This is a genomic window from Streptomyces sp. NPDC007157 (genome assembly GCF_040634235.1).
Taxonomy (GTDB): Bacteria; Actinomycetota; Actinomycetes; order Streptomycetales; family Streptomycetaceae; genus Streptomyces.
Genome location: NZ_JBEYFE010000025.1, coordinates 99,674 through 125,480, shown reverse-complemented (window position 1 = coordinate 125,480; position 25,807 = coordinate 99,674). Strand labels below are relative to the sequence as shown.

General features: G+C 72.3%; 25 protein-coding genes. 11 read left to right on the top strand and 14 right to left on the bottom strand.

All coding sequences use genetic code 11. From position 1 onward, the window contains the following. Window positions 1–173: 173 nt before the first annotated feature. Window positions 174–1,136, top strand: a complete 963-nt coding sequence (locus ABZ642_RS35590) for a fibronectin type III domain-containing protein (protein ID WP_360491996.1) — start codon at window positions 174–176, stop codon at window positions 1,134–1,136. A gap of 167 nt (window positions 1,137–1,303) precedes the next feature. Continuing rightward, window positions 1,304–1,855: a hypothetical protein gene (locus ABZ642_RS35585; protein WP_360491993.1), complete on the top strand. Its 552-nt coding sequence runs from the start codon at window positions 1,304–1,306 to the stop codon at window positions 1,853–1,855. 6 nt (window positions 1,856–1,861) lie between these two features. Here ABZ642_RS35585 and ABZ642_RS35580 read toward each other — a convergent pair whose 3' ends face one another. The 4 genes from ABZ642_RS35580 to ABZ642_RS35565 form a co-directional block, all read right to left on the bottom strand. Beyond that, window positions 1,862–2,404 carry a PadR family transcriptional regulator gene (locus ABZ642_RS35580; RefSeq protein ID WP_360491990.1) on the bottom strand — a complete coding sequence of 181 codons (543 nt, stop codon included), beginning with the start codon at window positions 2,402–2,404 and terminating at the stop codon, window positions 1,862–1,864. Window positions 2,405–2,426: 22 nt separating this feature from the next. After that, entirely contained in the window at window positions 2,427–4,442 is a 2,016-nt protein-coding gene (locus tag ABZ642_RS35575) for an NADPH-dependent 2,4-dienoyl-CoA reductase (protein WP_360491987.1), read from the bottom strand. Window positions 4,443–4,571: 129 nt separating this feature from the next. Further along, the gene (locus ABZ642_RS35570; protein WP_360491985.1) at window positions 4,572–4,940 is read right to left on the bottom strand and encodes a hypothetical protein; all 369 of its coding nucleotides are present in this window, start codon (window positions 4,938–4,940) and stop codon (window positions 4,572–4,574) included. Window positions 4,941–5,064: 124 nt separating this feature from the next. Further along, window positions 5,065–5,934 carry a hypothetical protein gene (locus ABZ642_RS35565; protein WP_360491982.1) on the bottom strand — a complete coding sequence of 290 codons (870 nt, stop codon included), beginning with the start codon at window positions 5,932–5,934 and terminating at the stop codon, window positions 5,065–5,067. Window positions 5,935–6,209: 275 nt separating this feature from the next. On the opposite strand from ABZ642_RS35565, the gene ABZ642_RS35560 reads away from it, so the two are divergent. Beyond that, window positions 6,210–8,288 (top strand): SpoIIE family protein phosphatase, encoded by a 2,079-nt coding sequence (locus tag ABZ642_RS35560; RefSeq protein WP_360491979.1) that lies wholly within the window; start codon window positions 6,210–6,212, stop codon window positions 8,286–8,288. Between the two features lie 149 nt (window positions 8,289–8,437). Then, on the top strand, window positions 8,438–9,163 hold the full coding sequence (locus ABZ642_RS35555) for a hypothetical protein (RefSeq protein ID WP_360491976.1): 726 nt from the start codon (window positions 8,438–8,440) through the stop codon (window positions 9,161–9,163). Here ABZ642_RS35555 and ABZ642_RS35550 read toward each other — a convergent pair. Together ABZ642_RS35550 and ABZ642_RS35545 are read right to left on the bottom strand one after the other, a co-directional pair. Beyond that, window positions 9,160–9,945 carry a putative protein N(5)-glutamine methyltransferase gene (locus ABZ642_RS35550; protein ID WP_360491973.1) on the bottom strand — a complete coding sequence of 262 codons (786 nt, stop codon included), beginning with the start codon at window positions 9,943–9,945 and terminating at the stop codon, window positions 9,160–9,162. The genes ABZ642_RS35555 and ABZ642_RS35550 overlap by 4 nt on opposite strands. A gap of 33 nt (window positions 9,946–9,978) precedes the next feature. Then, window positions 9,979–11,037: a hypothetical protein gene (locus ABZ642_RS35545; protein ID WP_360491970.1), complete on the bottom strand. Its 1,059-nt coding sequence runs from the start codon at window positions 11,035–11,037 to the stop codon at window positions 9,979–9,981. Between the two features lie 185 nt (window positions 11,038–11,222). Between ABZ642_RS35545 and ABZ642_RS35540 the strand changes: the two genes are divergently transcribed. After that, window positions 11,223–11,666, top strand: a complete 444-nt coding sequence (locus tag ABZ642_RS35540; protein WP_360491967.1) for a MarR family winged helix-turn-helix transcriptional regulator — start codon at window positions 11,223–11,225, stop codon at window positions 11,664–11,666. Here the strand turns inward: ABZ642_RS35540 and ABZ642_RS35535 are convergent. Next, complete coding sequence (locus ABZ642_RS35535; RefSeq protein WP_360491964.1) at window positions 11,627–12,376, bottom strand: GNAT family N-acetyltransferase; 750 nt, start codon at window positions 12,374–12,376, stop codon at window positions 11,627–11,629. The genes ABZ642_RS35540 and ABZ642_RS35535 overlap by 40 nt on opposite strands. Continuing rightward, window positions 12,373–13,296 carry an NADP-dependent oxidoreductase gene (locus tag ABZ642_RS35530; RefSeq protein ID WP_360491961.1) on the bottom strand — a complete coding sequence of 308 codons (924 nt, stop codon included), beginning with the start codon at window positions 13,294–13,296 and terminating at the stop codon, window positions 12,373–12,375. Before ABZ642_RS35530 ends, ABZ642_RS35535 begins: the two co-directional genes overlap by 4 nt. Window positions 13,297–13,771: 475 nt before the next feature. Here ABZ642_RS35530 and ABZ642_RS35525 point away from each other — a divergent pair, with 475 nt between their 5' ends. The 5 genes from ABZ642_RS35525 (at window position 13,772) to ABZ642_RS35505 (ending at window position 18,170) form a co-directional block, all read left to right on the top strand. Then, window positions 13,772–14,359: a DUF3592 domain-containing protein gene (locus ABZ642_RS35525; RefSeq protein WP_360491958.1), complete on the top strand. Its 588-nt coding sequence runs from the start codon at window positions 13,772–13,774 to the stop codon at window positions 14,357–14,359. A gap of 297 nt (window positions 14,360–14,656) precedes the next feature. Then, a complete protein-coding gene (locus ABZ642_RS35520) occupies window positions 14,657–15,625 on the top strand; it encodes an acetylxylan esterase (protein WP_360491954.1) in 969 nt (322 codons plus the stop codon). A gap of 20 nt (window positions 15,626–15,645) precedes the next feature. Further along, window positions 15,646–16,050, top strand: a complete 405-nt coding sequence (locus ABZ642_RS35515; RefSeq protein ID WP_360491951.1) for a nuclear transport factor 2 family protein — start codon at window positions 15,646–15,648, stop codon at window positions 16,048–16,050. An 89-nt stretch (window positions 16,051–16,139) separates the two neighbouring features. Continuing rightward, entirely contained in the window at window positions 16,140–17,306 is a 1,167-nt protein-coding gene (locus tag ABZ642_RS35510; RefSeq protein WP_360491948.1) for a serine hydrolase domain-containing protein, read from the top strand. Window positions 17,307–17,426: 120 nt separating this feature from the next. Beyond that, on the top strand, window positions 17,427–18,170 hold the full coding sequence (locus ABZ642_RS35505) for a GntR family transcriptional regulator (RefSeq protein ID WP_360491945.1): 744 nt from the start codon (window positions 17,427–17,429) through the stop codon (window positions 18,168–18,170). On the opposite strand, the gene ABZ642_RS35500 is transcribed toward ABZ642_RS35505, so the two are convergent. The 6 genes from ABZ642_RS35500 to ABZ642_RS35475 form a co-directional block, all read right to left on the bottom strand. Beyond that, window positions 18,140–18,901 (bottom strand): methyltransferase domain-containing protein, encoded by a 762-nt coding sequence (locus ABZ642_RS35500; protein ID WP_360491942.1) that lies wholly within the window; start codon window positions 18,899–18,901, stop codon window positions 18,140–18,142. The genes ABZ642_RS35505 and ABZ642_RS35500 overlap by 31 nt on opposite strands. A 127-nt stretch (window positions 18,902–19,028) precedes the next feature. After that, window positions 19,029–20,936, bottom strand: coding sequence for a hypothetical protein (locus tag ABZ642_RS35495; RefSeq protein ID WP_360491939.1), 1,908 nt, complete (start codon window positions 20,934–20,936; stop codon window positions 19,029–19,031). A 282-nt stretch (window positions 20,937–21,218) separates the two neighbouring features. Next, a complete protein-coding gene (locus ABZ642_RS35490) occupies window positions 21,219–21,980 on the bottom strand; it encodes an SDR family NAD(P)-dependent oxidoreductase (protein ID WP_360491936.1) in 762 nt (253 codons plus the stop codon). Continuing rightward, the gene (gene hisD, locus ABZ642_RS35485; RefSeq protein ID WP_360491933.1) at window positions 21,977–23,278 is read right to left on the bottom strand and encodes a histidinol dehydrogenase; all 1,302 of its coding nucleotides are present in this window, start codon (window positions 23,276–23,278) and stop codon (window positions 21,977–21,979) included. Before hisD ends, ABZ642_RS35490 begins: the two co-directional genes overlap by 4 nt. A gap of 29 nt (window positions 23,279–23,307) precedes the next feature. After that, on the bottom strand, window positions 23,308–24,243 hold the full coding sequence (locus tag ABZ642_RS35480; protein ID WP_360491930.1) for a VOC family protein: 936 nt from the start codon (window positions 24,241–24,243) through the stop codon (window positions 23,308–23,310). Then, a complete protein-coding gene (locus ABZ642_RS35475; RefSeq protein WP_360491927.1) occupies window positions 24,240–25,229 on the bottom strand; it encodes a fumarylacetoacetate hydrolase family protein in 990 nt (329 codons plus the stop codon). The genes ABZ642_RS35480 and ABZ642_RS35475 overlap by 4 nt, the downstream gene beginning before the upstream one ends. A gap of 242 nt (window positions 25,230–25,471) precedes the next feature. Here ABZ642_RS35475 and ABZ642_RS35470 point away from each other — a divergent pair, with 242 nt between their 5' ends. Beyond that, on the top strand, window positions 25,472–25,777 hold the full coding sequence (locus ABZ642_RS35470) for an antibiotic biosynthesis monooxygenase (RefSeq protein ID WP_360491924.1): 306 nt from the start codon (window positions 25,472–25,474) through the stop codon (window positions 25,775–25,777). Window positions 25,778–25,807: the final 30 nt, after the last annotated feature.

Here is a 25,807-nt window from a genome sequence, read left to right as displayed (position 1 = left end):
TTCCGCGCCACGGGCGCGAACTCCCCTACGCTCTCGGGAAGTTCGGCCGTAGAGCCCTCAGCATACGTAACTCTCGCCCGCTGTCTGCAACACGGCCCTCTTGATGTCCGCATCCCGGCAGGCCATATTGGTCCGGACCTTTGCCGTCCTGCCGTCCCCGGGGAGGCGGAACCGTGCGCCGAGTTGTCGTCCTGGTCTGCGCCCTGCTGTTCATGACGTCCTGTGGCTGGGGCGGGACCGCCGACGGCGAAAGCGGCCGGCTGCCCGGCGCCCCGACGGGGGTCACCGCGGCGGCCGGGAGCGCGACGAGCGTGCATGTGATGTGGAACGCGTTGCCGGCCGGCTCGGGCATCCACGGATACGAGGTATATCGCGGCACCACGAAAGTCAGTGAAGTGCCGGGGTCACAGCACATGGTGGACGTCACCAGGCTCAGGCCGTCCACCATGTATGCGTTCACCGTCCGGGCGCGGGGCGACGACGGCAGCCTCGGCCCGCGCAGCCGCGCGGTGCGGGCGACGACTCCGGCGGTGGTCGCGGCGGACCGTTCGGCGCCGACCCGGCCGGCGCACCCGAGCGGCCGGGCCGTGGGCAGCCGTGCGGTGCAGCTGTCCTGGGACGCCGCGAAGGACGACCGGGCGGTGGTGTCGTACGACATCTACCAGGGCGGTGCGAAGATCCACAGTGTGGGCGGAGACCAGACCGCGACCGTGGTCATGGGGCTGCGGCCGGGTACGCGCTATGTGTTCACCGTCCGGGCCCGGGACGCGGCCGACAACCTCTCGCCGGCGGGCGGGGCGGTGCGTCTGACCACGCCTGGCAGCGACGACGGCCGGAACACCGCGCCGACCGGGTTCACGGCCAGGAGCCATGAGGAGAGCGGGGCGTACTACCTCGACCTGGCCTGGGATCCGCCGCGCGTGGACGGGGTGATCACGGAGTACCAGATCCGGCTCGACAGCGGTACGACGACCTCGCTGGTCTGGGGCGGCACGCCACCCAAAGGCCACTCGACCTATAGCTTCTATGTGGGGCGGGACCATGGGGTGTTGCACCATGTGCGGCTGCGGGCGCGGCTGCCGGACGGGACCTGGGGAGGGTGGTCGGCGCGGCGCGCCGTCACGACGGGGGCGTGAACCGCGGTCCGGTCTGAGCCGGACGGAGGAATAGATCACCTGGACGGCCGCCCCCGGGTGCGGCGCCGTCCGGCGCAGCTTTGGCTGACCCTGAGGCAGCACGGGAGTCTCCGATCCTCGGCGGCGCAAGGGACGTTCCGCCTACCGTGCCGCCGGAGGGCAGCCACATGCGAAACTCACGACTTCTCCTCCGCTCCGGCCTGACCCTGGCGGCCGCCGCCGCGCTCCCGACCTGGCTCGCCGGACCGTCGGCCGCGCTCTCGGGCATCTCGGTGAGCACCACCGGCACTACGGTCTCGGTGGTCACCAGCGCCTGCACGCAGAGCGGCGGTACCTGGGGCAACGCCTCGCTGCTCAACAGCGGTCAGACCGCCTTCGCCCAGGGGCGGCAGGCGGCCCTTGCGGGCACCACGGTGAGCCAGTCCGCCGCCTGGTCGAGCGTGTCGCCGGGCACCTACACGGTGGTCGTCGTCTGCTCCAACGGCGGTACGGCGGGCACCCAGTCGGTGATCGTTTCCGGAACCGCCGCGGCGCCGACGACCTCCTCCACCACGACCACCAGCTCGGCCGCGCCGTCCCGGGGCGTGATGGGCGGTCTGGGCGGTGCCGCCCGCGACTACGGCCCGCTCACGCTGGGCATCGGCGCGGCGCTGGTCGGCTCGGGCGTCATCGCCACCGGCTGGTACCTGCGCAAGCGCTCCAAGCCGTACCGGCTCTGACCCCGCTCAGGCCTCCGGGAGTTCGCCGACCTCCCGCACGGCCTGGCTGAGCCACTGCGTCCAGAAGGACTCCAGGTCGATGCCGGCCCGCAGCACCAGGTGCCGCAGCCGGTCCTCGGGGGCGTCCTTGCCCGGCGGGAAGTCGCGCCGCTGGATCTCCTCGTACTCGGCCAACTGGCGTCGGTGCAGCTCCAGATGGCGGTGCAGATCGGCTTCGAGTCCGGCGGTGCCGACCACCGCCGCCGCGCGCAGCCGCAGCAGCAGCACGTCCCGCTGCGGCTTGGGGTCCTGGGCGGTGGCGGTCCAGCGGGCCAGTTCGGCGCGTCCCGCGGGCAGCACCTCGTAGCTCTTCTTCTGCCCGCGGGCCGGCTGCTCGGCCGGCAGGGTGCGGATGTGGCCCTCGGCCTCCAGCTTTCCCAGCTCGCGATAGATCTGCTGGTGTGTCGCCGACCAGAAGTAGCCGATCGACCGGTCGAACCTGCGGGTCAGCTCCAGCCCCGACGACGGCTTCTCTAGCAGGGCGGTGAGGATCGCGTGCGGGAGTGACATGGGCTCATCCTAGGGACGGCCCCTACAGGGCGGCCGCCAGCTCGGTGCCCTGCTTGATGGCCCGCTTGGCGTCCAGCTCGGCGGCGACGTCGGCACCGCCGATGATGTGCGCGCTGCGGCCGGCGGCGACCAGTTCCTCGTACAGGTCCCGGCGCGGTTCCTGCCCGGTGCACAGCACCACGGTGTCGACCTCCAGGACGGTGCTCTCCCCGTCGACGGTGACATGCAGCCCGGCGTCGTCGATCCGGTCGTACCGCACGCCCGGGACCATGGTGACGCCCCGGTGCTTGAGTTCGGCGCGGTGGATCCAGCCGGTGGTCTTGCCGAGGCCGGCGCCGACCTTGCCGGTCCGGCGCTGGAGCAGGTGGACGGTGCGCGGGGGCGCGGGGCGCTCGGGGGCGGTGAGGCCGCCGGGGGCCCGGTAGTCCATGTCGACGCCCCAGTGCCTGAAGTACGTCGCCGGGTCCTCGCTCGCCTTGTCGCCGCCGTCGGTGAGGAACTCGGCGACGTCGAAGCCGATGCCGCCGGCGCCGAGGATCGCGACCCGGTCGCCGACGGGGGCGCCGTCGCGCAGCACGTCGAGGTAGCCCAGGACACGGGGGTGGTCGACGCCCGGGATGTCGGGCGTGCGCGGGGTGACGCCGGTGGCGACCACGACCTCGTCGTAGCCGGTGACGTCCTCGGGCTCGACGGTGGTGTTCAGGCGGACGTCCACGCCGTGGGCGTCGAGCTGGTGGCGGAAGTAGCGCAGGGTCTCGTCGAACTCCTGCTTGCCGGGGACCTTGCGGGCCACGTTCAGCTGGCCGCCGATCTCGGCCGCCGCGTCGAACAGGGTGACCTGGTGGCCGCGTTCGGCGGCGGAGACCGCGCAGGCGAGACCGGCCGGTCCCGCGCCGACGACCGCGACGCGCTTGCGCCGCCGGGTCGGGGCGAGGACCAGTTCGGTCTCGTGGCAGGCGCGCGGGTTGACCAGGCAGGAGGTGACCTTGCCGCTGAAGGTGTGGTCGAGACAGGCCTGGTTGCAGCCGATGCAGGTGTTGATCGCCTCGGGCGTGCCGGCCGCGGCCTTGGCGACGAAGTCGGGGTCGGCGAGCATCGGGCGGGCCACGGAGACCATGTCCGCGCCGCCTCCGGCGAGCAACTCCTCGGCGAGTTCCGGGGTGTTGATGCGGTTGGTGGTGACCAGCGGGACGGCGACCTCGCCCATCAGCCGCTTGGTGACCCAGGTGTAGGCGCCGCGCGGCACCGAGGTGGCGATGGTGGGGATCCGGGCCTCGTGCCAGCCGATGCCGGTGTTGATGATGGTCGCCCCGGCGGCCTCGACGGCCCGGGCGAGGGTGATCACCTCGTCCAGGGACGAACCGCCCGGGACCAGGTCCAGCATGGACAGCCGGTAGACGATGATGAAGTCCGTGCCGACGGCCTCGCGCACCCGCCGGACGATCTCGACGGGGAACCGCATCCGGTTCTCGTAGGACCCGCCCCAGCGGTCGGTGCGGTGGTTGGTCCGGGCGGCGATGAACTCGTTGACGAGGTAGCCCTCGGAACCCATGATCTCGACGCCGTCGTAGCCGGCCTGCCGGGCGAGGCGGGCGGCACGGACGTAGTCGTCGATGGTCCGCTCGATGTCCTCGTCGGTGAGTTCACGGGGCGGGAAGGGGCTGATCGGGGCCTGGAGCGGGCTGGGCGCGACGAGGTCCCGGTGGTAGGCGTAACGGCCGAAGTGCAGGATCTGCATCGCGATCCGGCCGCCCTCGCGGTGCACGGCCTCGGTGACGGCGCGGTGCTGTCCGGCCTCTTCCTCCGTGGTGAGCTTGGCGCCGCCCTCGTACGGCCGGCCCTCCTCGTTGGGCGCGATGCCGCCGGTGACGATGAGGCCCACTCCCCCGCGGGCCCGGGCCGCGTAGAACTCCGCCATCCGCTCGAAGCCGCGCTCGGCCTCCTCCAGGCCCACGTGCATGGAGCCCATGAGCACGCGGTTGGGCAGGGTGGTGAAGCCCAGGTCGAGGGGTTTCAGCAGGTGCGGGTAACGGCTCATCGGGGCCTCCGTGCGCGGTGTCGTCACACCAGTTCTAGAGGACCGCGCACGGATTGTGCAACTAGTTGCACAAAGGCTCCGGGGTTACGTGTCTCAGATCACCGGACAGATCACCGGACAGATCACCGATCACCGACTTTCGAGCAGGACGTGCAGTTCCCTCTCCTGGTCGCCCGAGGCGGAGGACAGGTTGCGCACCGTGAACAGGGAGTCGAGGGTCATGCGGAGCCGGTCGATCGCCCAGTAGCCGCCCTGCGCGTCGGCCTCGACCGAGGCCGCGAGCCGGGGCGGCGGGGTGCACTCGTGGGCGTCGGTGACCTCGAACGTGCCGAGCCACACCATCGGGCGGCTCTCGTGGAGCTGCTGGGGCACGTCCTCGGCCTCCCGGTCGGACTCGAAGCACTGGCACAGCGCGTCGAACACGATCCGGGCGTCTTCCTTGCTGCATCCGCTGATCTCAAGCGAGACGGGTTCCTCGTGCAGTCGCTCAGGACCCATGGTGATCGCTCCTCTCATGGCGATGGCGCGATCTCACGGGTTCCCCCGCGAACCGCGCCATGCCAACAGAAAAGCACCGATTTCCAGGTGCTGCAGAACCCGGTTCGCCGCCCGGGCCGGGAACTCAGCCCCGGGTGAACTTGTACGTCTTGCTGTCGGTGAGGATGCAGAACCCGGGCGACATCACGATGACGCGCAAGGTGCCGGTGCGCCGGTCGTAGTCGATGCCCTCGGCCTCGAAGGTGCCCGAGCAGGAGCTGCGCAGCGGGAGCTGGCGCAGCGCGGTGACATGGCCGGTGACGTCGCTCGACCCGGGCTGGGCGGACAGGTCGATCTGCAGCAGGGGCTTGGTGTAGCCGAAGAGGCTGCCGTCCGGGTCGTCCGAGGAGCACAGCAGCGTGGTCGCACCGGAGAAGTCGCAGCCCTGGACGTCACGCACGGCGTGGTCCAGGTTGACGACGGAGGCCAGCGGGAGGTTCGCGGACGGCGAGGTGCTCTTGTTGGCGCCCGGCGTGGGGAAGACCAGGAAGCGGGTCATCGTGCCGTACTCGCCGGAGAGCATGTACTGGCCGTCGGGTGAGATCGCGTCCCAGGAGTTGTTGAGGGCCTCGCCGGAGGCGAGCGTGTGCACGTACTCCGACCAGGCACCGCCGGGAGCCTGCACCCTGTACATCTTGGCGGTGCCGGAGTCGGCCTGGTACGGCTCGACGTAGTAGCCGTCGTACGACTCGTCGGGGTCGCCGACGTGGTTCCAGCCGCGGCTGGAGACGCCGATCGGGATGGTGCCGACGCCGGTGTAGCGGTTGGCGCTGTTGGCGGGGACCTCGACCGAGGTCAGGCCCTGACTCTCGGTGAGCGGGTCGGCGCGGTCGGAGCCGGTCTCGGTCCAGGTGTCGGCGGCGGACGCCGGGCCGGTCGAGAGGGCGAGGGCCGCGGCGAGGGCGACCAGGGCGGTCAGGCCTGCGCGACAACGTTGCCGGGTGGACGCGGGCATGGAAGCGTACTCCTCGGTTCGGGGGGGGTGGGACGCGCGTGCGGCGGTCAGTCTGGCGTGCCCCTGACAGACATGTACAGACCAATGACGGAACGGGAAGGTGAACTCACGCCCCTGCCGCACCGGTGGTTGTTTCGCCGCACGGAAGCCGCCGTGTTGAGAGATGGTGGAAAAGTCGGCGGCGGCGTCGGAGAGTCGGGTGTGAGCGCGATAGAACAAGGGGAGTCGGCACGGGGGACGACGTGCCGTGCGCAGGTTCGAAGGCGGTGCGTGGGATGAGTCCAGCCGAGGCGTCAGTGGCCGAGGGCGAGGAGCCGGTGCGCGGACCCGTGCGTCCGGGCGGGCTGCTCGACGTCCTCGGCATGGCCTCGGTCGTGCTGGACGCCAAGGGGCGCATCGTGCTGTGGAGCCCCCAGGCCGAGGAGTTGTTCGGCTACTCGGCCCACGAGGCGCTCGGGCAGTACGCGGCCCGGCTGATGGTGGACGAACGCCACATCGGTCTGGTCGGCAAGCTGTTCGCGGACGTGATGAGCACCGGGCAGAGCTGGGCGGGCGGCTTCCCGATCCGGCACAAGGACGGCTCCACCCATGTGGTGGAGTTCCGCAACATGCGGCTCACGGACGACAACGGCGACGTGTTCGCGCTGGGTCTGGCCGCCGACCAGTCGACGGTACGCCGGCTGGAGCAGGACGTGGCGCTGTCCGAGCGGATCGTGAAGCAGTCGCCGATCGGGCTGGCCGTCCTCGACACGGAGCTGCGGTTCGTCTCGGTCAACCCGGCACTGGAACGGATCAACGGGATCCCGGCCGAGGAGCACGTGGGGCGGACGCTCCGCGAGGTGCTGCCGCACATGGATGCCGACACCCTGGAGTCGGCGTACCTGCGGGTGCTGCGGACCGGCGAGCCGGTGATCGACCAGCCCGCGGTGGGCAGTACGCCGGCCGACCCGGACGAGGAGCACATCTGGTCGCTGTCGGTCTACCGGCTGGAGGACGCGCTGAACAACGTCCTGGGCGTGGCGACCTCGGTGGTGGACATCACCGAGCCCTACCGGGCCGGTGTCGAGGCCGAGAACGCGCGCCGGCGCCTGGCCGTGATCGCCGACGCCTCGACCCGGATCGGCACCACCCTGGACCTGGAACGCACCGCCGCCGAGCTGGCCGACGTCGCCGTGCCGGAGCTGGCCGACGTGGCGGTCGTGGACCTGCTGGACACGGTGGTCGAGGGCCGGCGCAGCACGCTGGGACCGGCCGAGCCGGCCATGCTCCGCGCTCTCGCCGTGCGCGCGGAGCTGGACGCGGACGCGGTGCAGGCGGCCGACGCGCCGGGCACGGTCGCCCGGTACGCCCCGGACCGGCTGGTCACCGAGTGCGTACGGACCGGTGAGGCGGTCCTGGTGCCGCAGGTCAAGGACGAGGACCTGCCGAGGATCGCCCGCTCCCCCGAGGCCGCCGAGCTGCTGGCCCGGGCCGGACTGCACTCGTACCTGGCCGTGCCGCTGATCGCCCGCGGCGAGGTACTGGGTGCCCTGGAACTCAAGCGCACCCGCAATCCGGCGCCCTTCGACGACGACGATCTGCTGCTGGCCCGGGAACTGGCCGCCCGCGCGGCCGTGCAGATCGACAACGCCCGCTGGTACCAGAACGCCCGCACCACGGCGCTCACCCTCCAGCGCAGCCTGCTCCCCACCCACCCCAGGGTCACCAACGGCCTGGAGGTCGCCTCGCGCTACCAGCCGGCCGGCGCCACCGTCGAGGTGGGCGGCGACTGGTTCGACGTCATCCCGCTGGACGGCGGCAGAACGGCCCTGGTGGTGGGCGACGTGATGGGCAGCGGCATCAACGCGGCCGCGACGATGGGCCGGCTGCGCACCGCGACCAACACGCTGGCCTCCCTCGGCCTCGACCCGGCCGTCCTGCTGGAACACCTGGACAAGACCACCTCCGGCCTCGACCACTCCATCGCGACCTGCGTGTACGCCGTGCACGACCCGCGGCTGCGGCAGTGCCGGATCGCCAACGCCGGCCATCTGCCCCCGGTCCGGGTCCGCCCCGGCCGGCCGCCGGAACTGCTCGACCTGCCCACCGGGGTCCCGCTGGGCGTCGGCGGGATCCCCTTCGCCACCACGACCGTGGATTTCGAGCCCGGCGACGAGCTGGTGTTCTACACCGACGGTCTGGTCGAGACCCGCAGCCACTCGCTGGACGAGCGGCTGGACGCGCTGCTGGCCCTCCTGGACGACCCCGCCCGCCCGCTGGAGGAGGTCTGCGACCTGCTGCTGCGGGAGCTGCACCACCCCGACAACCATGACGACGTGGCGCTGCTCATCGCACGGGCGCTGGAACTGCCGTAGCCGCAAAAGTCGCCGGCCTCGGGGCCGGCCGCCCGCGGGTTCGTCGCATTCACAGGAACTGATTACCGGGCCCTTATCGGCGAACTACGACAATTCACACACAGGCATGCAGGGCTGTGCCGCGTGCCGTTCGCCGATGGGAGCGAGCCGTGACGCATGAACCCGAGCAGGAACACCGTCGTGACGGCGACCGAACCGAGCCGTCGATCCCGCCGATGCCGGACCATCCCCCGCAGGCCGACCCGGGGTGGGAAGTGCTCGCCGGACCGGGACCGGACCGCGCGTCGGGTGCGCGGGTGCGCGACCTGTGGCGCCGGCAGCCGGCTCGCGCGCGTGCCGTGACCGTGGCCTTCGCCGTCGGGGCACTGGCGCTGGGCGGCACCGCGGCGTTCGCCGCCGGCTCCGGCGGGAACGGCTCCGACACGCCGCTCGCGGCCTCGGGTGCGCCGTCGACGCCCTCGGCCCCGGACGGGCACGGCCCCGGGCACGGACCGTTCGGCATGGGCGGCATGGGTGTGCACGGCGAGGCGACCGTCAAGGACCCGGACACCGGCAAGTACGTGGTACGGGTCTGGCAGCGGGGCACGGTCGAGAAGGTGGCCGACGACCAGGTCACCGTGAAGAGCGACGACGGCACGTCGTGGACGTGGACCGTGGGCTCGGACGTCAAGGTGCGCGGCGACGCCGACTCGCTCAAGAAGGACGCCACGGCATTCCTGGTCGGCACCCGCGACGACGGCAAGCTGACGGCCTCAGCCGCCTTCTCGGGGGACTTCACGCGCCGGGGCGGTATGCACGACCACGGCGGCCCGTGGCAGCGCCCAGGCGACCGCTCACCGTCCCCGAGCCCCTCGGACAGCGGGGCGACGACCTAGTCCTGGTCCCGTACGCCGATCACGACGTTGGCGTACAGCTCGTCCGACACCGCGAGCCGGGCGGTCAGGCCGGCCCGGGCGAAGGCCTCGACGGCTGCCTCGGCCTGGCGTTCGCTGGTCTCGACGAGGACGCAGCCACCGGGCGCGAGCCACTCGGGCGCCCCGGCGGCGACCCCGCGCAGCACGTCGAGGCCGTCGCCGCCGCCGTCGAGGGCGACCAGCGGCTCGTGGTCGCGGGCCTCGGCGGGCAGCAGGCCGACCTCACCGCTGGGGACGTAGGGCACATTGGCCGCGAGGATGCCGATCCGGCCGCGCAGGGCGGCGGGCAGCGCGTCGAACAGGTCGCCGAGGTGTGCGTGTCCGCCGTAGGGGGCGATGTTGCGCCGCGCGCAGTCGACCGCGGCCGGTTCGATGTCGGCGGCGTGCAGTTCGGCGTCCCCGAGGGCGGCGGCGAGGGCCGCGCCCACCGCGCCGGAACCGCAGCACAGGTCCACGACGACGGACGCGTCCGGGGCCTGCGCCAGGGCCTGGTCGACCAGGAACTCGGTACGGCGGCGGGGCACGAACACGCCCGGTTCCACGAGCACCCGCAGCCCGTGGAAGCCGGCCCAGCCGAGGACGTGTTCGAGGGGCTGTCCGGCGGCGCGCCGGTCCACCATCGTGGCCAGCTCGTCCGGGGTGCGGGCGGTGGCGAGGATCAGGTCCGCCTCGTCCTCGGCGAAGACGCAGCCGGCGGCGCGCAGCACGGAGACCACGGCGGTGGTGTCGGAGAGTGAGGGCATCGCGAAGAGCCTATCCGGCCGCCGGTCCGACGGTCACACGCCGACCGTTTCCTCCTCTTCCGCCTCCGCCTCGGCCTCGGTCGCCTCCGCGGTGAGTCCGGCGGGCGAGTCCGGTACGACCAGGCGCGCGGCCGGGGCCTTGGCCCGCTCGTACGCCGCCGCGAGAGCGGTGACCGCGAGGCCGGCCAGCAGCCAGATCGCGAGGGTCCACACGTGGCGGCCCAGGCCGTCGTCGCCGAAGTACAGCAGGCTGCGGACGCCCTCGACGAAGCCGGCGCCGTTCCAGAAGGCGTGCAGGGTGCCGAAGAAGCCGTTCTGCAGGTCGGGCCGGAACAACCCGCCGGAGCTGGTGAAGTTGAGCATCACGAAGAGCACCATCATGGCCAGCGTGGTCCACCGCTTCAGGAAGGTGTGCAGACCGACGCCGATGAGCAGGATGCCCGCCGAGTAGAGCCAGGCCATGCCCCAGACGCCGGCCAGGTCGTGGTGGGCCAGGTGGAACACCGGTCCGGCGAGCAGCGCGCCGATGCCGCTGACGACGGCGGAGACGCCGAGCGCGAGCAGGGCGCGGATCCGCATGGGGAGCGTGCCGCCGGCGGCTCCGAGGGCGGCGACCGAGGCGTAGGAGCCGATGCTCACCGCGATGAGCAGGAAGAACAGGCCCTGCCCGGTGGGGTCGTCGGCGACCGGCCGGGCCACGTCGGTGACCTTGAGCGGGGCACCCTCCTGGGCGGCGACGGGGGTGAAGACCTTCTCGACGGCGGTGGCGTCCATGTCGGAGGCGGCACTGGCGACGATCAGCTCGGGCGCCTTGGCGCTCGGCACATAGGCGCCGGTGACGGTCCGGGACGTCAGCAGGTCGACGGCCGCGGCGCGGGTCGGGACGGTACGGACGTCGAGCCGGTCACCCGCGGTGTCCTTGACGGTCTGCGCGAACACCTTCGCCTTCGGTCCGGCGCCGACCACGGCGACGGGCATCTGGTGGGGCGCCGGGTGGACGAACGCACCCAGGTACGCCAGTCCCATGCCCAGGCACATCAGCAGCGGGGTGATCAGGTGCGTGAGCACGTGGCGCAGTGCCGGTGACCTCATCGCGTACGACCTCCATATCTTCCGGATCTTCCGGATCTTCCGGCCGAACATCTTCCGGAACCTTCCGAAACAAACTAGTTGGCTTATACAACTCACGCTCAAGTTGTACTATACAACTAGAACGTCGGAGGAGGTATTCCCGTGAGGGTGTTGCTGGGGCAGGTACCGCCGTCGAAGGTCCTCCCATGACGGCGGCCGAGGTGGCTGTCGAGACCATCCAGCGCGAGATGACGGCCTTCGCGCGCCGGGCCCGGGCGTCCGCCGGGCGCATGCATCCCGAGCTGTCGCTGGTGTCGTACACGCTCCTCGGGCATCTGGAGGAGCGCGGCGGCTGCCGGGCGACCGACCTCGCCGCGCACTACGCGCTGGACAAGTCGACGGTCAGCCGGCAGGTGGGGGCGCTGGAGCGGGCGGGGCTGATCGAGCGGCGCCTGGACCCGGAGGACCACCGGGTCCAGGTACTGCATCTCACGGCGGCAGGCCAGGAGATCCTGGCCCAGGTCACGGGCAGCCGCCGAGCCGCGTTCCGGGAGCGGCTGGCGGACTGGCCGGAGGAGGACCTGGTCAGGTTCGCCGGATACCTGGAGCGCTACAACGCCGGGGCGTCGGCGGGCACCGGCGAGGACTGACCGAACGTCTGCGGCACCCGGGCCGCGAGGAAGGCGGTACGGCGGCGCAGCCGGAAGCCGAGGGACTCGTACAGCCGGATCGCGGTGGTGTTCCCCGCGCCGGTGTGCAGGAACGGGGTCTCACCGCGGGCCCGGATGCCGTACGCGACCGCGCGGATCAGCCGGGTCGCCAGGCCCTCGCCCCGGTACGCCGGGTCGGTGCAGACCGCGCTGATCTCGGTCCAGCCCGGCGGGTGCAGCCGCTCCCCCGCCATCGCGATCAGCCTGCCCTCCCGGCGGATGCCCAGATAGGTGCCGAGTTCGATGGTGCGGGGCAGGAAGGGGCCCGGCCGGGTGCGTTCGATCAGGTCGAGGATCTCGGGGACGTCGGCCGGGCCGAGGCGGATCGCCTGCGGCTCCGGGACGGCCTCCATGCCCTCGTCCACCAGCTGCACGCCCGCGATGTTCATGGTGAGTTCCCAGCCGTCCGGGAGGTCGCCGCGGTAGCCGGGCAGCCCGACCTCCGTGCCGGGCCCGGCCAGGGCGGCGAGATCGGCCCAGTCGTCGGCGTCGGGCTCGTCGGGCAGGGCCAGCCACGGGGAGACGTCGACCGGGTAGCGCAGGATCCGTCCGCGCCGTTCGGCGAAGAAGGCGTGCGGGCCGGTGAGTGAGGCGAGAGCGGGGTTGTCCAGGATGTGCGGCGCGACCTCGCGGGGACCCGGGATGCTCATGCGGCGACCTCGATCACGACCTTGCCGCGCGCGTGCCCGTCCTCGACGGTGCGCAGCGCCTGGCCTGCCTCGTCGAGCGGGAAGGTCCGCGAGACATGCGGGTCGAGCTCACCGCCGACGACCAGTTCGGCCACCTCGTCGAGGACGGCCGCGGTGCGGGCGCGTTCGACCCGGCTGCCGCCCAGCGCGGCGACGGTGTCCGGGGCGGCGCCCGCGGTGATCAGCTTGGTGCGGTCGGCGAGCAGGCCGGCCGCCTCGGCGAGCACCTCGCCGCCGACCAGGTCGTAGACCGCGTCCACGCCCTGGGGCGCGGCGGCCCGCACCCGCTCCGCCAGGCCGGGGCCGGAGGGCACGTGCACGGCGCCGAGCGATTCGACGAAGTCCTTCTTGGCCGCGCTCGCCAGGCCCACCACCCGCAGCCCCCAGGCGCGGGCGATCTGCACGGCCGCCGCGCCGACTCCGCCGCCCGCGCCGGTCACCAGGAGGGTCGCGCCCTCGGGCAGGTCGAGCTGGCGTACCCCGTCGTAGGCGGTGGCCGCGGCGACCGGCAGGGTGGCGGCGTCGGTGAAGGACAGCGCGGCCGGCTTGTGCGCCGTCACGGACGCCGTCAGCAGGGCGTACTCGGCGAACGCGCCGGCGGGCGCGTTGCCGAAGACCTCGTCGCCGACCGCGAACCCGGTCACGCCCTCGCCGACCTCCTCCACCACGCCGGCGGCCTCGCTGCCGAGCACGACCGGGAAGCGCGCCTCGCCCTCGCCCGGGCGGCGGAAACCGGTGCGCAGCTTCCAGTCGACGGGGTTGACCCCCGCCGCCCGCACCGCGACCAGCAGTTCACCGGGGCCGGGAACGGGTCGGTCCACATCGGCGAAGGCCTCGGTCTCGGGCCCGCCGTGCCTGGTGTAGACGTACGCCTTGGGCATCGTTCTTCCTCGCTCTCGGATGCTGTCACCGGCGTCCCGGTACCGGCACTCTGGGCCAAGGACGATCGTCCGGCCGCTATTCCCGCGCCCTCGAATCGTTCATACGGCCGCAATGATCGAGGTCCTGACCTGGGCCGAATCGAGCGGGTCGGCCAAAAAGCGGCCTGGTGAGGGCCTGCCGGGCGGCCTGGTGGAGGGGCTGGTGGGTGGCCTGCCGGTCGGCCCGGTGGGGGGCCTGCCGGTCGGCCCGGTGGGGGGCGTACGGACCGGTTGGCTCGGGGCGCCGGGGCCGTGGATGCGGCGCGTGGCGGAATGTGCGCTTCGGCCGGTGTCGCCTTGGTGGCTCCGGCAGGTGGGCCAGGTACTCCGTACGGGGTAACAGATCGATGTGGACGCTCGCGTGCAAGGGGGGCACGCTGGGAGCTGCGGACCGGCTGTCCGGCCCTACGGCTCCCGTGGCGGCGAGGAGGTCGACATGCGTACCCGAGTGCATGGCTGGCGCTGGCGGCACAACCCGCTGCGGCGCAGGTCCGACCTGGTGGAGGCATGGATCGCGCTGGCCGTGGCGGTCCTGTTGTGCGTGGGTGCGCCCCTGGTGGGGGCGGTGGCGGGGCTGTGGGCCCATGAGCGGGCGCGGGCGGTGGCGACGGTGGAGCGGGCCGAGCGGCACATGGTCCGGGCGGTGGTCGTCGGGAGCACGCCGGAGCAGCTCCCGACGGCGGAGGGCGGCGACCGGGAGCACGCCTACCAGACGGACGTCCGCTGGACCGAACCCGGCAAGGGGACGAAGACCGCCCTGGCCCGGGTGCCGGCCGGGACCCGGGCCGGTGACACGGTGGAGGTGTGGTTCGACCGTCGGGGGCACGGTGTCGCCCCGCCGCCCGACGAGGTCGCCGTCTGGCAGCACACGGTCACCGTGGGCCTGTGCGGGGCGGGCGGCGCCGCGGCCGTGGTGCTGCTCGGCCACGGTGTCGTCCGCCGGGTCGCGCTGCGGCACCGGCTCGCCGAGTGGGAACAGGAGTGGGCTCGCACCGGCCCGGACTGGACCCGCGGCCGCGCCTGAGGCCCCGGAGATCCCCACCTCGCAGGTTCCCCTGCCCCGCCGTCCGCATCCACACCCACATCCGCATCCGCCGGATCCGCATGCGCGGTGACCCGACCACTTGTGACGGCGGCCGGTCGCCAGAGAGCTCCCGGGCGCCGTCGGCGACTGGCAGCCTGGCGCCCCTGACCAGCGGATCGACGGCCGAGGGCATGGGGTCACGGTAGGCGCCGGGCGGTGCGGAAGCCTGGCGACTCGTCCGATGACCGACGTACGGTGTGATCATCTGCACGATCCCTTCGCCAAAGGCGGTTGTTGATGGCTCTGTTCGACCTTCCCTTCGAGGAACTCCGTGAGCACCGCAGTGCGTCGGTGGCGCCCGAGGACTTCGACGCCTTCTGGTCCAAGACGCTTCAGGAGGCTCGCGAGCACGATCTCGACGCCCGCTTCGAGCCGGTCGACACCGGACTGTCCACGGTCGACGTGTACGACGTGACGTTCGCCGGGTTCGGCGGCCACCCGGTCAAGGGCTGGCTGCGGTTGCCGGCCGGGGCCACCGGACCGCTGCCGCTGGTCGTCGAGTTCATCGGCTACGGCGGCGGGCGCGGCCTGGCGCACGAGAACCTGCTGTGGGCGTCGACCGGGCGGGCGCACTTCGTGATGGACACCCGCGGCCAGGGCAGCGCCTGGGGCGGCGGGGGCGGCACCGCCGACCCGGTGGGCGGCGCGCCGGCGTTCCCCGGGTTCATGACGCGGGGCATCGACGCGCCCGAGAACTACTACTACCGCCGGGTGTACACGGACGCGGTCCGGGCGATCGAGGCGGCACGCTCGCACCCGCTGACCGACGCGGCGCGGACGGTGGCGCTCGGCGCCAGCCAGGGCGGCGGGATCACCATCGCGGTCGGCGGCCTGGTCCCGGACCTGGTCGCGGTGGCGCCGGACGTGCCGTTCCTGTGCGACTTCCCCCGTTCCGTCTCGCTGACGGACCGTCACCCGTACCGCGAGATCGCCCTGTTCCTCAAGACGCACCGCGGCCGCTCGGCGGACGTCCTGCGCACCCTGTCCTACTTCGACGGTGTGCACTTCGCGGCGCGCGGCCGGGCACCGGCGCTGTTCTCGGCGGCCCTGGAGGACCAGACCTGCCCGCCGTCCACGGTGTTCTCGGCCTTCAACGCCTGGGCGCACGAGGACAAGGAGATCGAGGTGTACGACTTCAACGACCACGAGGGCGGCGGTCCGTACCACGAGGCGGCGAAGCTGAGCTGGCTGCGCACCTACGCCTGAGAGACGGAGGAGTGCCGGAGATGGACACGCGCGAGGCCGCCGAACGGTTCGTCCGGGTCTGGGAGCGGGGCTGGGCCGCGCACGACGTGGAGACGCTGCTCGCCCTGTACGCCGAGGAGTGCGTGCACCGCTCGATGCCGTTCCGCGCACCACACCGGGGCCGGGACGCCCTCGCCGCGTATCTGCGCTGGTCGTTCGAGGGGGAACGGGTGACGGACGTGCGGTTCTCCACGCCCCTGGTCGGACCTGACGGGGTCGCGGTGGCCGAGTTCCAGGTGTTCTCCGAGGAGAGCGGCACGGCGGTCACGCTGGCCGGGTGTGTGTTCGTGCGTTTCGACGAGCGGGGTCTGGCGGTGGAGAGCCGCGACTACTGGCACACCTCGGAGGGCCACCAGGAGCCGCCCGGGGGTCTCTTCCTCCGCTGACCTTCCCTCCAGTCCGACCAGTCGGTACGTTCAGGGTGCCCGGGCCGCAGCGTCGCGGTCCGGGTTTTCCGGCGTACGACGGAGGACGCATGTCCGAGCACGAGCCACCGGTCCACGGTCACTGCGAGCCGCGTTTCGCGGCGGTGCGGGAGGCCTTCGAGGAGAACTTCCGGGACCGGGAGGAGCTGGGCGCCGCCGTGGCGGTGACGGTCGACGGCGAGACGGTGGTGGATCTGTGGGGCGGCTGGGCCGACCCGGCGCGCGACCGGCCGTGGGAGCGGGACACCCTGGTGAACGTCTGGTCGACGACCAAGGGGCCGGTGGCCCTGTGCGCGCACATCCTGGCCGACCGGGGGCTGCTGGACCTCGACGCGCCGGTGGCCGACTACTGGCCCGAGTTCGCGGCGGCGGGCAAGGAGCGGGTCCTCGTCCGGCATCTGCTCTCGCACCGCGCCGGACTGTCCGGCCTGCGCGAGCCGCACTCGCTCGAGCAGCTGTACGACTGGGAGCTGACGACCGCCCGGCTGGCGGCGACCGAGCCCTGGTGGGAACCGGGAACCCGGTCCGGGTACCACGCGATCACCTACGGCTTCCTGGTCGGCGAGGTGGTGCGCCGGGTGTCCGGGCTGCTGCCGGGGGCGTTCCTGGAGCGGGAGGTGACCGGGCCGCTGGGCATCGACTTCTGCATCGGGCTGCCGGAGAAGGAGTCCGGGCGGGCCGCGGTGCTGGACCATCCACGGGTCACGTCCGCCAGCGAACAGGCCGCGATCTTCAGCCAGTTGGCGCCGGCCGCGGTGGCGGCCCTGGCCAACCCCGGGGTGGGTGCGTCCGCGGCGAACACGCCGGAGTGGCGGGCGGCCGAGATCCCGGCGGCCAACGGTCACGGCACGGCCCGGGCGGTGGCCGCGCTGTACGGCGTGTTCGCGGGCCGGGGCGAGTACGGCGGCCTGCGCCTGCTGTCGCCGGAGGCTGCCGAGCGGGTGCGCGAGGGGCAGGGCAGCTGCCGTGACCTGGTGCTCGGGGCGGGCTTCGAGCACGAGACCGAGGTGGCGCTCGGCCTGTGGCTGAGTGGGGCGAACGGCTCCTACGGGCCGAACCCACGGGCATTCGGCCACGACGGGTTCGGCGGTTCGTGCGGGCTGGCCGATCCGGAGGCGGGGGTTTCGCTGGGGTACGTGATGAACCGGATGGGGCCACGGATCGCGGATGATCCACGGAAGACGGCCCTGGTGACCGCCCTCTACGCGAGCCTGTGAGGCCGGTTCGGTTTCGGCCGAACCTGTGAGCCGCCCTTCCCTGATGGTTTAGACCAATGCTAGATCTGGTCGCGCAATGAGCCCGCACGGCTACGTCTTGTCACCAACAGGAGGCGCGGCATGGCCCGCACCACCCCGCACGACCACTCCGACAGCGAAGGGCAGCCCCTGTACGGGCGGATCGCCACACAGCTGCTCGGCGAGCTGCGCGCCGGTATCATCCCGCCGGGCGAACGGCTGCCGGGGGAAAGACAGTTGGCACAGCACTTCGGCGTCAGCCGGGAGACCGTCCGGCAGGCGCTGGAGGTGCTGCGCCACAGCGGCCTGGTCGCCACCGACCGGCGCGGCAGTCACGCCATGCTGCACGGACGCCCGGTGGAGAGCCCGGTCTCCCTGGCGTTCCCGGTGGGCGCCGGGACCACGGAGCACGGCGCGGTCGACCGGGCCACGGTGACCTGGGAGGAACCACCGCCGCAGCACGCGGCGGCCCTGGGCCTCGCCCCGCACCGGCCGACCCTGGTCCACCGCTACGAGTCCGCCTCCCCCGACGGCCGCGCCCTGCGCACCGCGGTGACCTCCTTCTCGGCCGTCGCCCTGACCGAGGTCGAGGAACTGGGCCGCTACCGGGACCGGGCCGACGGTACGGCCGCCGCCCAACTGCGCCGGGCCTACGACTGGATGCGCAAGGCCGGCCTCACCCTGCACCACCGGGACTCGATCAGTCAGATCGCGGACGCGGCCTCGGTCCTGGTGACCCGCAGGGTGCACGACCAGTACGCCCGCCCGCTGGAGATCACCGACCTGGTGGTGGACGCCCAGCAGGACACGCTGGTCTACGAGTTCACGGTCCCGGCCGCGGGCTGACCTTCGCCGGCCTTCCTGGCCACGACGAGCCGGGCGCGCGGGCTGTCGTCCTCGCGCCGGCCGAACTCGGGCAGCGCGCACAGCTCCACCGAGAACCCCGTCCGCTCCAACTCCTCCAGCACGGAGCCGAGTCGGAAGGCCCGGTAGTACATGACGAACGGCGGCCGCCACAGGGCGTTGCGCACCCGCATGACGGCGTCGAAGCCGAGCAGCATCCAGAACCCGAGGCCGGTGGGGCGGGGCGGCGCCAGCACCGGGAAGGCGAAGGTGCCGTCCGGCCGCAGTGCCGAGTGGACCTGGCCGAAGAGGCCGGGCAGCTCCCGGGGCAGGAAGTGCCCGAACGCCCCGAAGCTGACCACCAGGTCGAAGGCGGCAGGCCCGAACGGCAGGGCCCGGGCGTCCGCACGCACCCAGCGGACGTCCGGCCCGTCGGGCGGGGGCAGCCGCCGGGCGATGTCGAGCATGCCGGCGCTGAAGTCGACGCCGGTGACGCTGCTCCGGCACACCTGGGCCAGCACGTCCAGACCGGCGCCGGTGCCGCAGCACAGGTCGAGGCCGTCCGTGAACGGGCCGAGCGGGGTGAGTGCCTTGGCGACCGACTCCAGGACCTGGTCCGGGGTCCGGAAGGGGGTGTGGTCGAACTTCGGGGCCAGCAGGTCGTAGCCGCGCTCGACCGAGGACAGGGCCTGGACGGTGAGCTCGCGAAGACTCGGGCCATCGGGGCTGAACATCCGGCCAGCTTACGGGAGCCACCGGCGCCGGACCCGGCGAAGGCGCGGTCCGGCGAAGGCGCGGTCCGGCGAAGGCGCGGTCCGGCGAAGGCGCGGTCCGGCGAAGGACCGCGCCTCGGGCCGGGCGTCAGGCCACCGTGAGCGTCAGGGCGCCCGTGTAGGTGGAGCCGGCGGTGAGGGCGGTCTCGGTGCCGTCCACGGTCAGCTTCACCGTCCTGCCGCGCGGCGCCCGCACGGCCGCGTCGGCGGCCAGGGTGAGGCCGGTCAGGTACGAGGTGCCGGTGACCGTCCAGGTCGAGCCGCTGTTCAGCCGGACGACGACGCCGTTGTTGACGGCGGCCTGCACGGTGTTGGTGACGATGCCCAGCTCGTAGAAGGTGGACGAGTCGATCGAGGGCACCCGGTGCCTGGCCCTGGTCGCCGAGATGACGCCCTCGACGCCGGAGTCCTCGAAGGTGAGGACCATGTTCCTGCCGCCCCGCACGCCGTTGTAGAAGTCGCCCTTCACCTCGATGGAGCTGAAGGTGGCGGCGCCGTCGGTGGCGTGGACGGCGGTGACGTCGAAGGAGGAGTCCTTGGCCGGGTCGGTGGTGGGCTCGGTGTAGACGCCGATGTTCATCATCTTGCCGTTGACGTTGACCGGACCCGGGTCGTCCAGCTCGATCATCTGGAGGATGACACCGTCGCGTGGGTTGAGCCGGGCGCCCTGCGAGCCGTCGACCGAGATCGTCGTCTGCTGGCCCTTGTTGAGGAAGGTGGCCCGTTCGGAGTTGACGACGGTGCCGCCGTCCAGGGTGAGTCGACCCGCGCCGAAGAACATGTAGCCGAAGTGACCGGAGTTCACGACCGTGCTGCGCACCGGAACGCTCGCCAACTCGGCCTTGGACAGGCCCAGTTCCAGTTCGGTGTTGAGCGCGGCGACCGCCTCGCGGGTGCTGTCGCCGTAGTGCACGACGGCGGCCGGTCCGGCGATGATCGTCGCGTAGGAGCCGACGTCGAAGCGGGAGCCGAGCACGCGGACGGTGGCGTCGCCGATGGCATAGGTGCCGTAGCCGTAGTCGCCGGTGTTGCCGACATGGCTGTTGATCGCGGTCAGCTTCAGCCCGCTGCCGCCCTCCACCGACAGTGCACCCCACGTCTCCGAGAAGACGGTCGAGTTGAGGTAGGTGGCGATGCTGTTCTCGCCGATCAGGTTGGTGGCGCGGACGTTGCCGTCGAGGCCGAGCATCCAGGGCACGGACTCCATGTACGGGGTCTCGACGGTGGCCTGGTAGTCGGCGGGCAGGACGCCGTTGCGGGCCCGCAGGAAGGAGTCCTTGACGAGGACGTTGGCGCCGTTGTCGGCGATGACGGTGGTACGGACCACGCCCTTGTTGCTGATCCGGGCGCCGTCCACGACCAGCCTGGTCGCGGAGCCGTCGCCGACCACGGCCGCGCCGTACCCGGCGAAGTCGGAGCGACCGTTGCCGTCGAGGGTGATGGTGGGGCTCTGCAGGGTGTAGCTGCCGCTCTCCACGTACACGCCGTTGAAGCACTCGCCGGTGGACGCGATCGACACGTCGCGGGCGGCCGTGTCGGTCACCTTGCCGCCTTGTACGGCGGACAGCACGGACTTCGCGGCGTCGACCCCGTCGGAGCCGACGTACAGAGCCTGCCGGAACGGGAAGGTCAGCGTCTGATAGGTGACGTCGTGGGACCCGGCGACCGTGAGGACGACGTCACCGCGGTAGGTGCCGGCCTGGATGAGGGTCGCGGTGCCGCCGGTCGCGGTGAGCAGCTGGCCGGTCTCCACGCCGTCGACGGTGAGGCTGATGTCGTACCCGTCCGGGGCGACGATCCTGCCGCCGGCGCCGATGGTCAGCAGGCTGACCCTGGTGGTCGCGGCGAGTTCGTGGGTCTCCCCGGCGCCTACGGAGAGGGTGCTGCCCGACGCCTTCGGCGCGGCGGTGGCGGTGCCGGAGGCGGCCGGAACGAGCACGGCCGCCGCTGTGGCGGAACCGGCGATCAGGAAGGAGCGTCGGGATGTCAGCGTCATTGCGGGCCTTTCCACGGGTGGAGTGCGTCGTCGCGCAGAGTCACGAGTCGCCCGTCGGAACCGAGGCGACGAAGGCACTTGAGGTGTGCAGGTGGGAGTGAAGCAGCCTGCGGAAACCCGGGACAGGTCGCGCACACACGCATCCCGGAACCCGATGCCTTCGATCGTCCCGCCCACTGGACAGCGATCACACAGAGTGGCCACAGTCAGAGGCGGTGAGTACGCACGACGGCGGGGCGGACGACCCGCGCGCCGTCCACCTCGCCGTATTTCCCTGGGTGATTACGCCGGTGCGATCATCCCCGCCGACAGGTCGATGTCCGCCCCGCACAGTCCGGGCATCGCGAGCATCGCGACGAGGGCCTGTGCGACCTCGTCCTCCTCGACCAGCCGGCCGAGCGCGGCCCGGGAGACGAAGTCGCGCTCCGCCTCCTCGGCCGTGGCGCCGGTGAGTTCGGCGGTGAGCCGGAAGTTGCGGTCCATGCGGGGCCCGCGGACCGGGCCCGGGGAGAGAGAGTTGACCGCGATCCCCAGCGGGCCGACCTCGCCCGCCAGGGTGCGGGTGAGGCCGATCAGGGCCATCTTGGAGGCGGTGTACGGCGTGCGATGGAGCAGCGGGCGCTTGCCGCTGACCGAGGCGACGTTGACGATGTCACCGTGTCCGGCGGCCAGCATGGGCGGCAGGAAGGCCCGGCACATGAGGTAGACGCCGCGGACATTGGCGGCGAACACGTCGTCCCACTCGTCGGGTTCGATGTCGACGAGCGGCCGCACCGGTCCTGCGACACCGGCGTTGTTGACGAGCAACGACACGTCCTCGTGGCCGAGTCGGCGGGCCAGGGTGCGCACGGACGCCGGGTCGCGGACGTCGCACACCGCCGTGCGGGCCGCTTCGCCCACCTTGGCCGCCGTCTCGGCGAGGGCCTGCTCGTTCCGGCCGACGAGGACCACCCGGGCGCCGGCGTCGGCGAGCGCCAGCGCGAACGCCCGGCCCAGCGGGCCTCCGCCGCCGGTGATCAGGGCCGTACGGCCGTCCAGGCTCACGTTTCGTTCCAGGGCAGCTCGTCGCCCGCGGCCTTCGCGGCCCGTACGTCGCCGGAGCGCGCGTGGCCCTCGAACAGCTCCACCCGGGAGGCGCGTCCGCACAGCCGCCCGAGCAGGGCCTGCGAGGCGGTGTCGGTGACCTCCTGGTAGGTGACCGTCTTCAGGTACTTCCCCACCCACAGGCCGCCGGTGTAGCGGGCGGCCCCACGTGTGGGCAGCACATGGTTCGTGCCGATCACCTTGTCGCCGAACGACACACAGGTGCCCTCGCCCAGGAACAGCGCGCCGTACTGGGTCATCTTCTCCAGGGCCAGGCGCGGCTCGGCGGTGAGCACCTCCACGTGCTCGAAGGCGAACGTGTCGGCGAGGGCGTACAACTCGTCGAGGGTGTCGACGACATGGACCTGACCGTGGTCGCGCCAGGCGGGTCCGGCGTAGTCGCGGGTGGGCATGCCGGGCAGGATCCGTTCGACCTCGGCGATGGTCTTCTCGGCGACCTCGCGGGAGGTGGTGATGAGCACGGCCGGGGAGTCCGGGCCGTGCTCGGCCTGGGAGAGCAGGTCGACCGCGCAGACGAACGGGTCCGCCTGCGCGTCGGCGAGGACCAGGATCTCGGTGGGTCCGGCGAACAGGTCGATGCCGATCTCGCCGAACAGCTGGCGCTTTGCCTCGGCCACATAGGCGTTGCCGGGTCCGGCGATGAGGTCGACCGGCTCCATGGTGGCGGTGCCCACGGCCATCGCGGCCACCGCCTGGACCCCGCCGAGCAGCCAGATCTCGTCGGCGCCTGCCAGGTGCATGGCGGCGACGGTGGCGGCCGGGATCTCCCCGTGGATGGGCGGGGTGCAGGCGACCACCCGCGGCACGCCCGCCACCTTGGCGGTGACGATGGTCATGTGGGCGGAGGCGGTGAGCGGGTAGCGCCCGCCGGGGATGTAGGCGCCGGCCGCCCGCACCGGGATGTGCCGCTGCCCGAGCCGCACGCCCGGCAGCGTCTCCACCTCGAACTCGCGCAGGGAGTCGAGCTGGTGCCGGGCGAAGCCGCGGACCTGTTCCTGCACGAACGTGATGTCGTCGATGACCTGCCGGGGCACCGAGGCGACGATCTTCTCGACCTCCTCGGCGCTCAGCCGGAAGGAGCCGGGGCTCCACTGGTCGAACTTCTCGGAGTACTCGCGGACGGCCGCGTCACCGCGTTCGCGGATGTCGGCGATGACGCCGGCCACGGTGGCGCGCACCTGGTCGAGGGTGGCGGCCACCTCGGCCCCGGGCACGGCGTGCTTCAGGATCTCTGCCACAACTACGGCCTTTCTCAGGGGGATCGGGGTCACACCGGGGGCGCTTCGAAGAGCACGTCGGGGTCGTTGAACTGCTCCTTGGCGACCGACTCGCTCATCGGGTCGGCGGTGCCCCACTGGTCCTGGGTGAGCGGGTCGGCCACGTCGTGCCGGCCGGGGTGCCAGAGGTCCTCTTCGAGGACGGCGAGTTCGGTGGTGTACTCGACGGTGTTGCCGTGCGGGTCGTGGAAGTACGAGAAGGTGTTGTCGCCCGCCAGGTGCCGTCCCGGCCCCCAGGTGAGCCGGGTCCCGGCGCGCAGCGCCCGCCCGGTGCCGCGCATGTACTCCTCCACCCCCCGCATCTCGAACGAGGCGTGGTGCAGCGACACATGGGGCCCGCGGGCGATGGCGAAGGAGTGGTGCAGCGGACTGCACCGCAGGAAGTACATGAGGTCACCCATGTGCGTGGAGTACAGGGTGTCGGTGAGCCGGAAGCCCAGGTGCCGGACGTAGAAGTCGCGCAGTCCCTCCGGGTCCTGGGAGTTGACCACACAGTGCGACAGCCGCACCGGGATGGCCTCGCGCTCCTCGATCCTTCGGTGGCCGCGGGTGGCCACGTCGGCCGACACCTCGACGACCCGCCCGTCGGGGTCGAAGAAGCGCAGCCCGTATCCGCCGCCGGGGGTGTCCAGCGCCCGGGGCTCGTGGACGATCCGCACTCCGGCGCGGCCGAGCCGTACGGCCAGTTCGTCCACCGCCGCCGCGGACACCGCGCCGAAGGCGACGAGGTCCATCCGCTTCCGCTCGTCCTCGCGGACGCGGACGATGTACTGCTCGGGGCTGCCCTCGGCGGCGAAGAACGCGATCCCGCTGTCGTTCGCGACCTCGGTCAGGCCCCAGGTGGTGCCGTAGAAGGCGCGCTGGGTGGCGAAGTCCGGTACGGCCAGGTCGACATGGCGCAGATGGCTGACGGGCTGGAAGCTCATGGGTGGCTCCTGACGGTGTTGCGCTGGTGGCCGAGGCCGGTGATCTCCGCCTCGATCACGTCTCCGGGCCTGAGGAAGACCCCCCAGTGCGCGCCGTTGCCGCCCGGGGAGCCGGTGAGCAGCAGGTCGCCGGGGCGCAGGGTGGTGGTCGTGGAGGCGTAGGCGATCAGCCGCGGAATGTCGAAGATCATGTCCTTGGTGGACTCGTCCTGCCGGACCACCCCGTTGTGCCGCAGCGTGATCCGCAGGTCGCCCGGGTCGCCGACGAATTCCGCGGGGACCAGGAAGGGGCCGGTCGGCAGGAAGGTGTCGGCGTTCTTGGCGGTGAACCAGTCGGTGCCGATGGCCTTCAGGTCGGGCCGGTAGAGCCGGTCCCGGGTCGTCAGGTCGTTGCTGATCGTGTACCCGGCGACGTACGACATCGCCTCCTCGGCCGGGATGTCCTTCCCCGACCTTCCGATGACCAGGGCGAGTTCGAGTTCCCAGTCGTGCTGTTCGCCGAGCGCGGGGAGCACGATGTCGTCGTAGGGTCCGCACAGCGCGCGGGGTGATCCGAGGAAGAGGTACGGGACTCCGTCGCGGATCCGTTCGTCCATCATCGTCTCGGCGTCGGCGCGGGCCTCCCGCGGGGTGGCGCCGTGCACGCTCTCCTTCTCGGCGGCGACCAGGTCGACCACGTGTTTGCGGTAGTTGGCGCCGCTCTGCAGGATCTGGCCCGGCTCGATCGGTGTCAGGACCCGCAGCTCCGCCAGGTCGCGCCAGGTGCCGTCGGCGTGGTCGGCGTCGTCGGCCAGTTCGTGGAGCCGGGGCAGCCAGGTGTCCCAGTCCTCGACCAGCGCGCGTACCGACGCCACCAGGCCGGAGAGGTCACGGACCCGCGCGCCGGCGAGCAGCCCGGGGAAGGCGGCCGCGCCGTCGCCGAAGGTGCCGAGCGCGAAGGAGCCGGCGGGGAAGGGGCCTGCGGAGAAGGGGGAAGGTTCGGGCACGGGCGGCTCTCCTCGTACGGGTGGGGGCTCGCCCTCGACGCTAGGCATCGGGCGCGGGCGACGGAAATGGCCGTTGGCGATGGCTGCCATCGCCCGCGCCGCCACCCCGTGCCGGCAGTGACGTACGGCGGCGCCATCGCCGTACGGGATGGATGCCGTCCCCCTTGCCGATGCCTCGATCCGTTGACCCTGCACGGACCGCCGACCAGGCTCGATGCCACCCCGAACCCGAGGAGAACACCGTGGTGGTCGAGCATGCCGAGCTGACCGTCGAGGAAGGCCGGGAGGCCCAATTCGCGGAGGTCTTCGGCAAGGCCCGTGAGGTGCTCGCCGAGGCCGGCGGCTTCCGCTGGGCGGAGCTGCTGCGCTGCGCCGAGCGGCCGCGGACCTTCCTGCTGCTGGTCGGCTGGGAGTCGGTCGAGGCGCACACGGTCGGCTTCCGGGAGTCGGAGCGGTTCGCGCGCTGGCGGGCGCTGGTCGGTCCGTTCCTCGCCGCGCCGCCGGCCGTCGAGCACTACCACGAGCTGGGCCCGCGCTTCACCGGCTGACAGCCGCAGGCCGTTGCTCTTCGTCTTTCT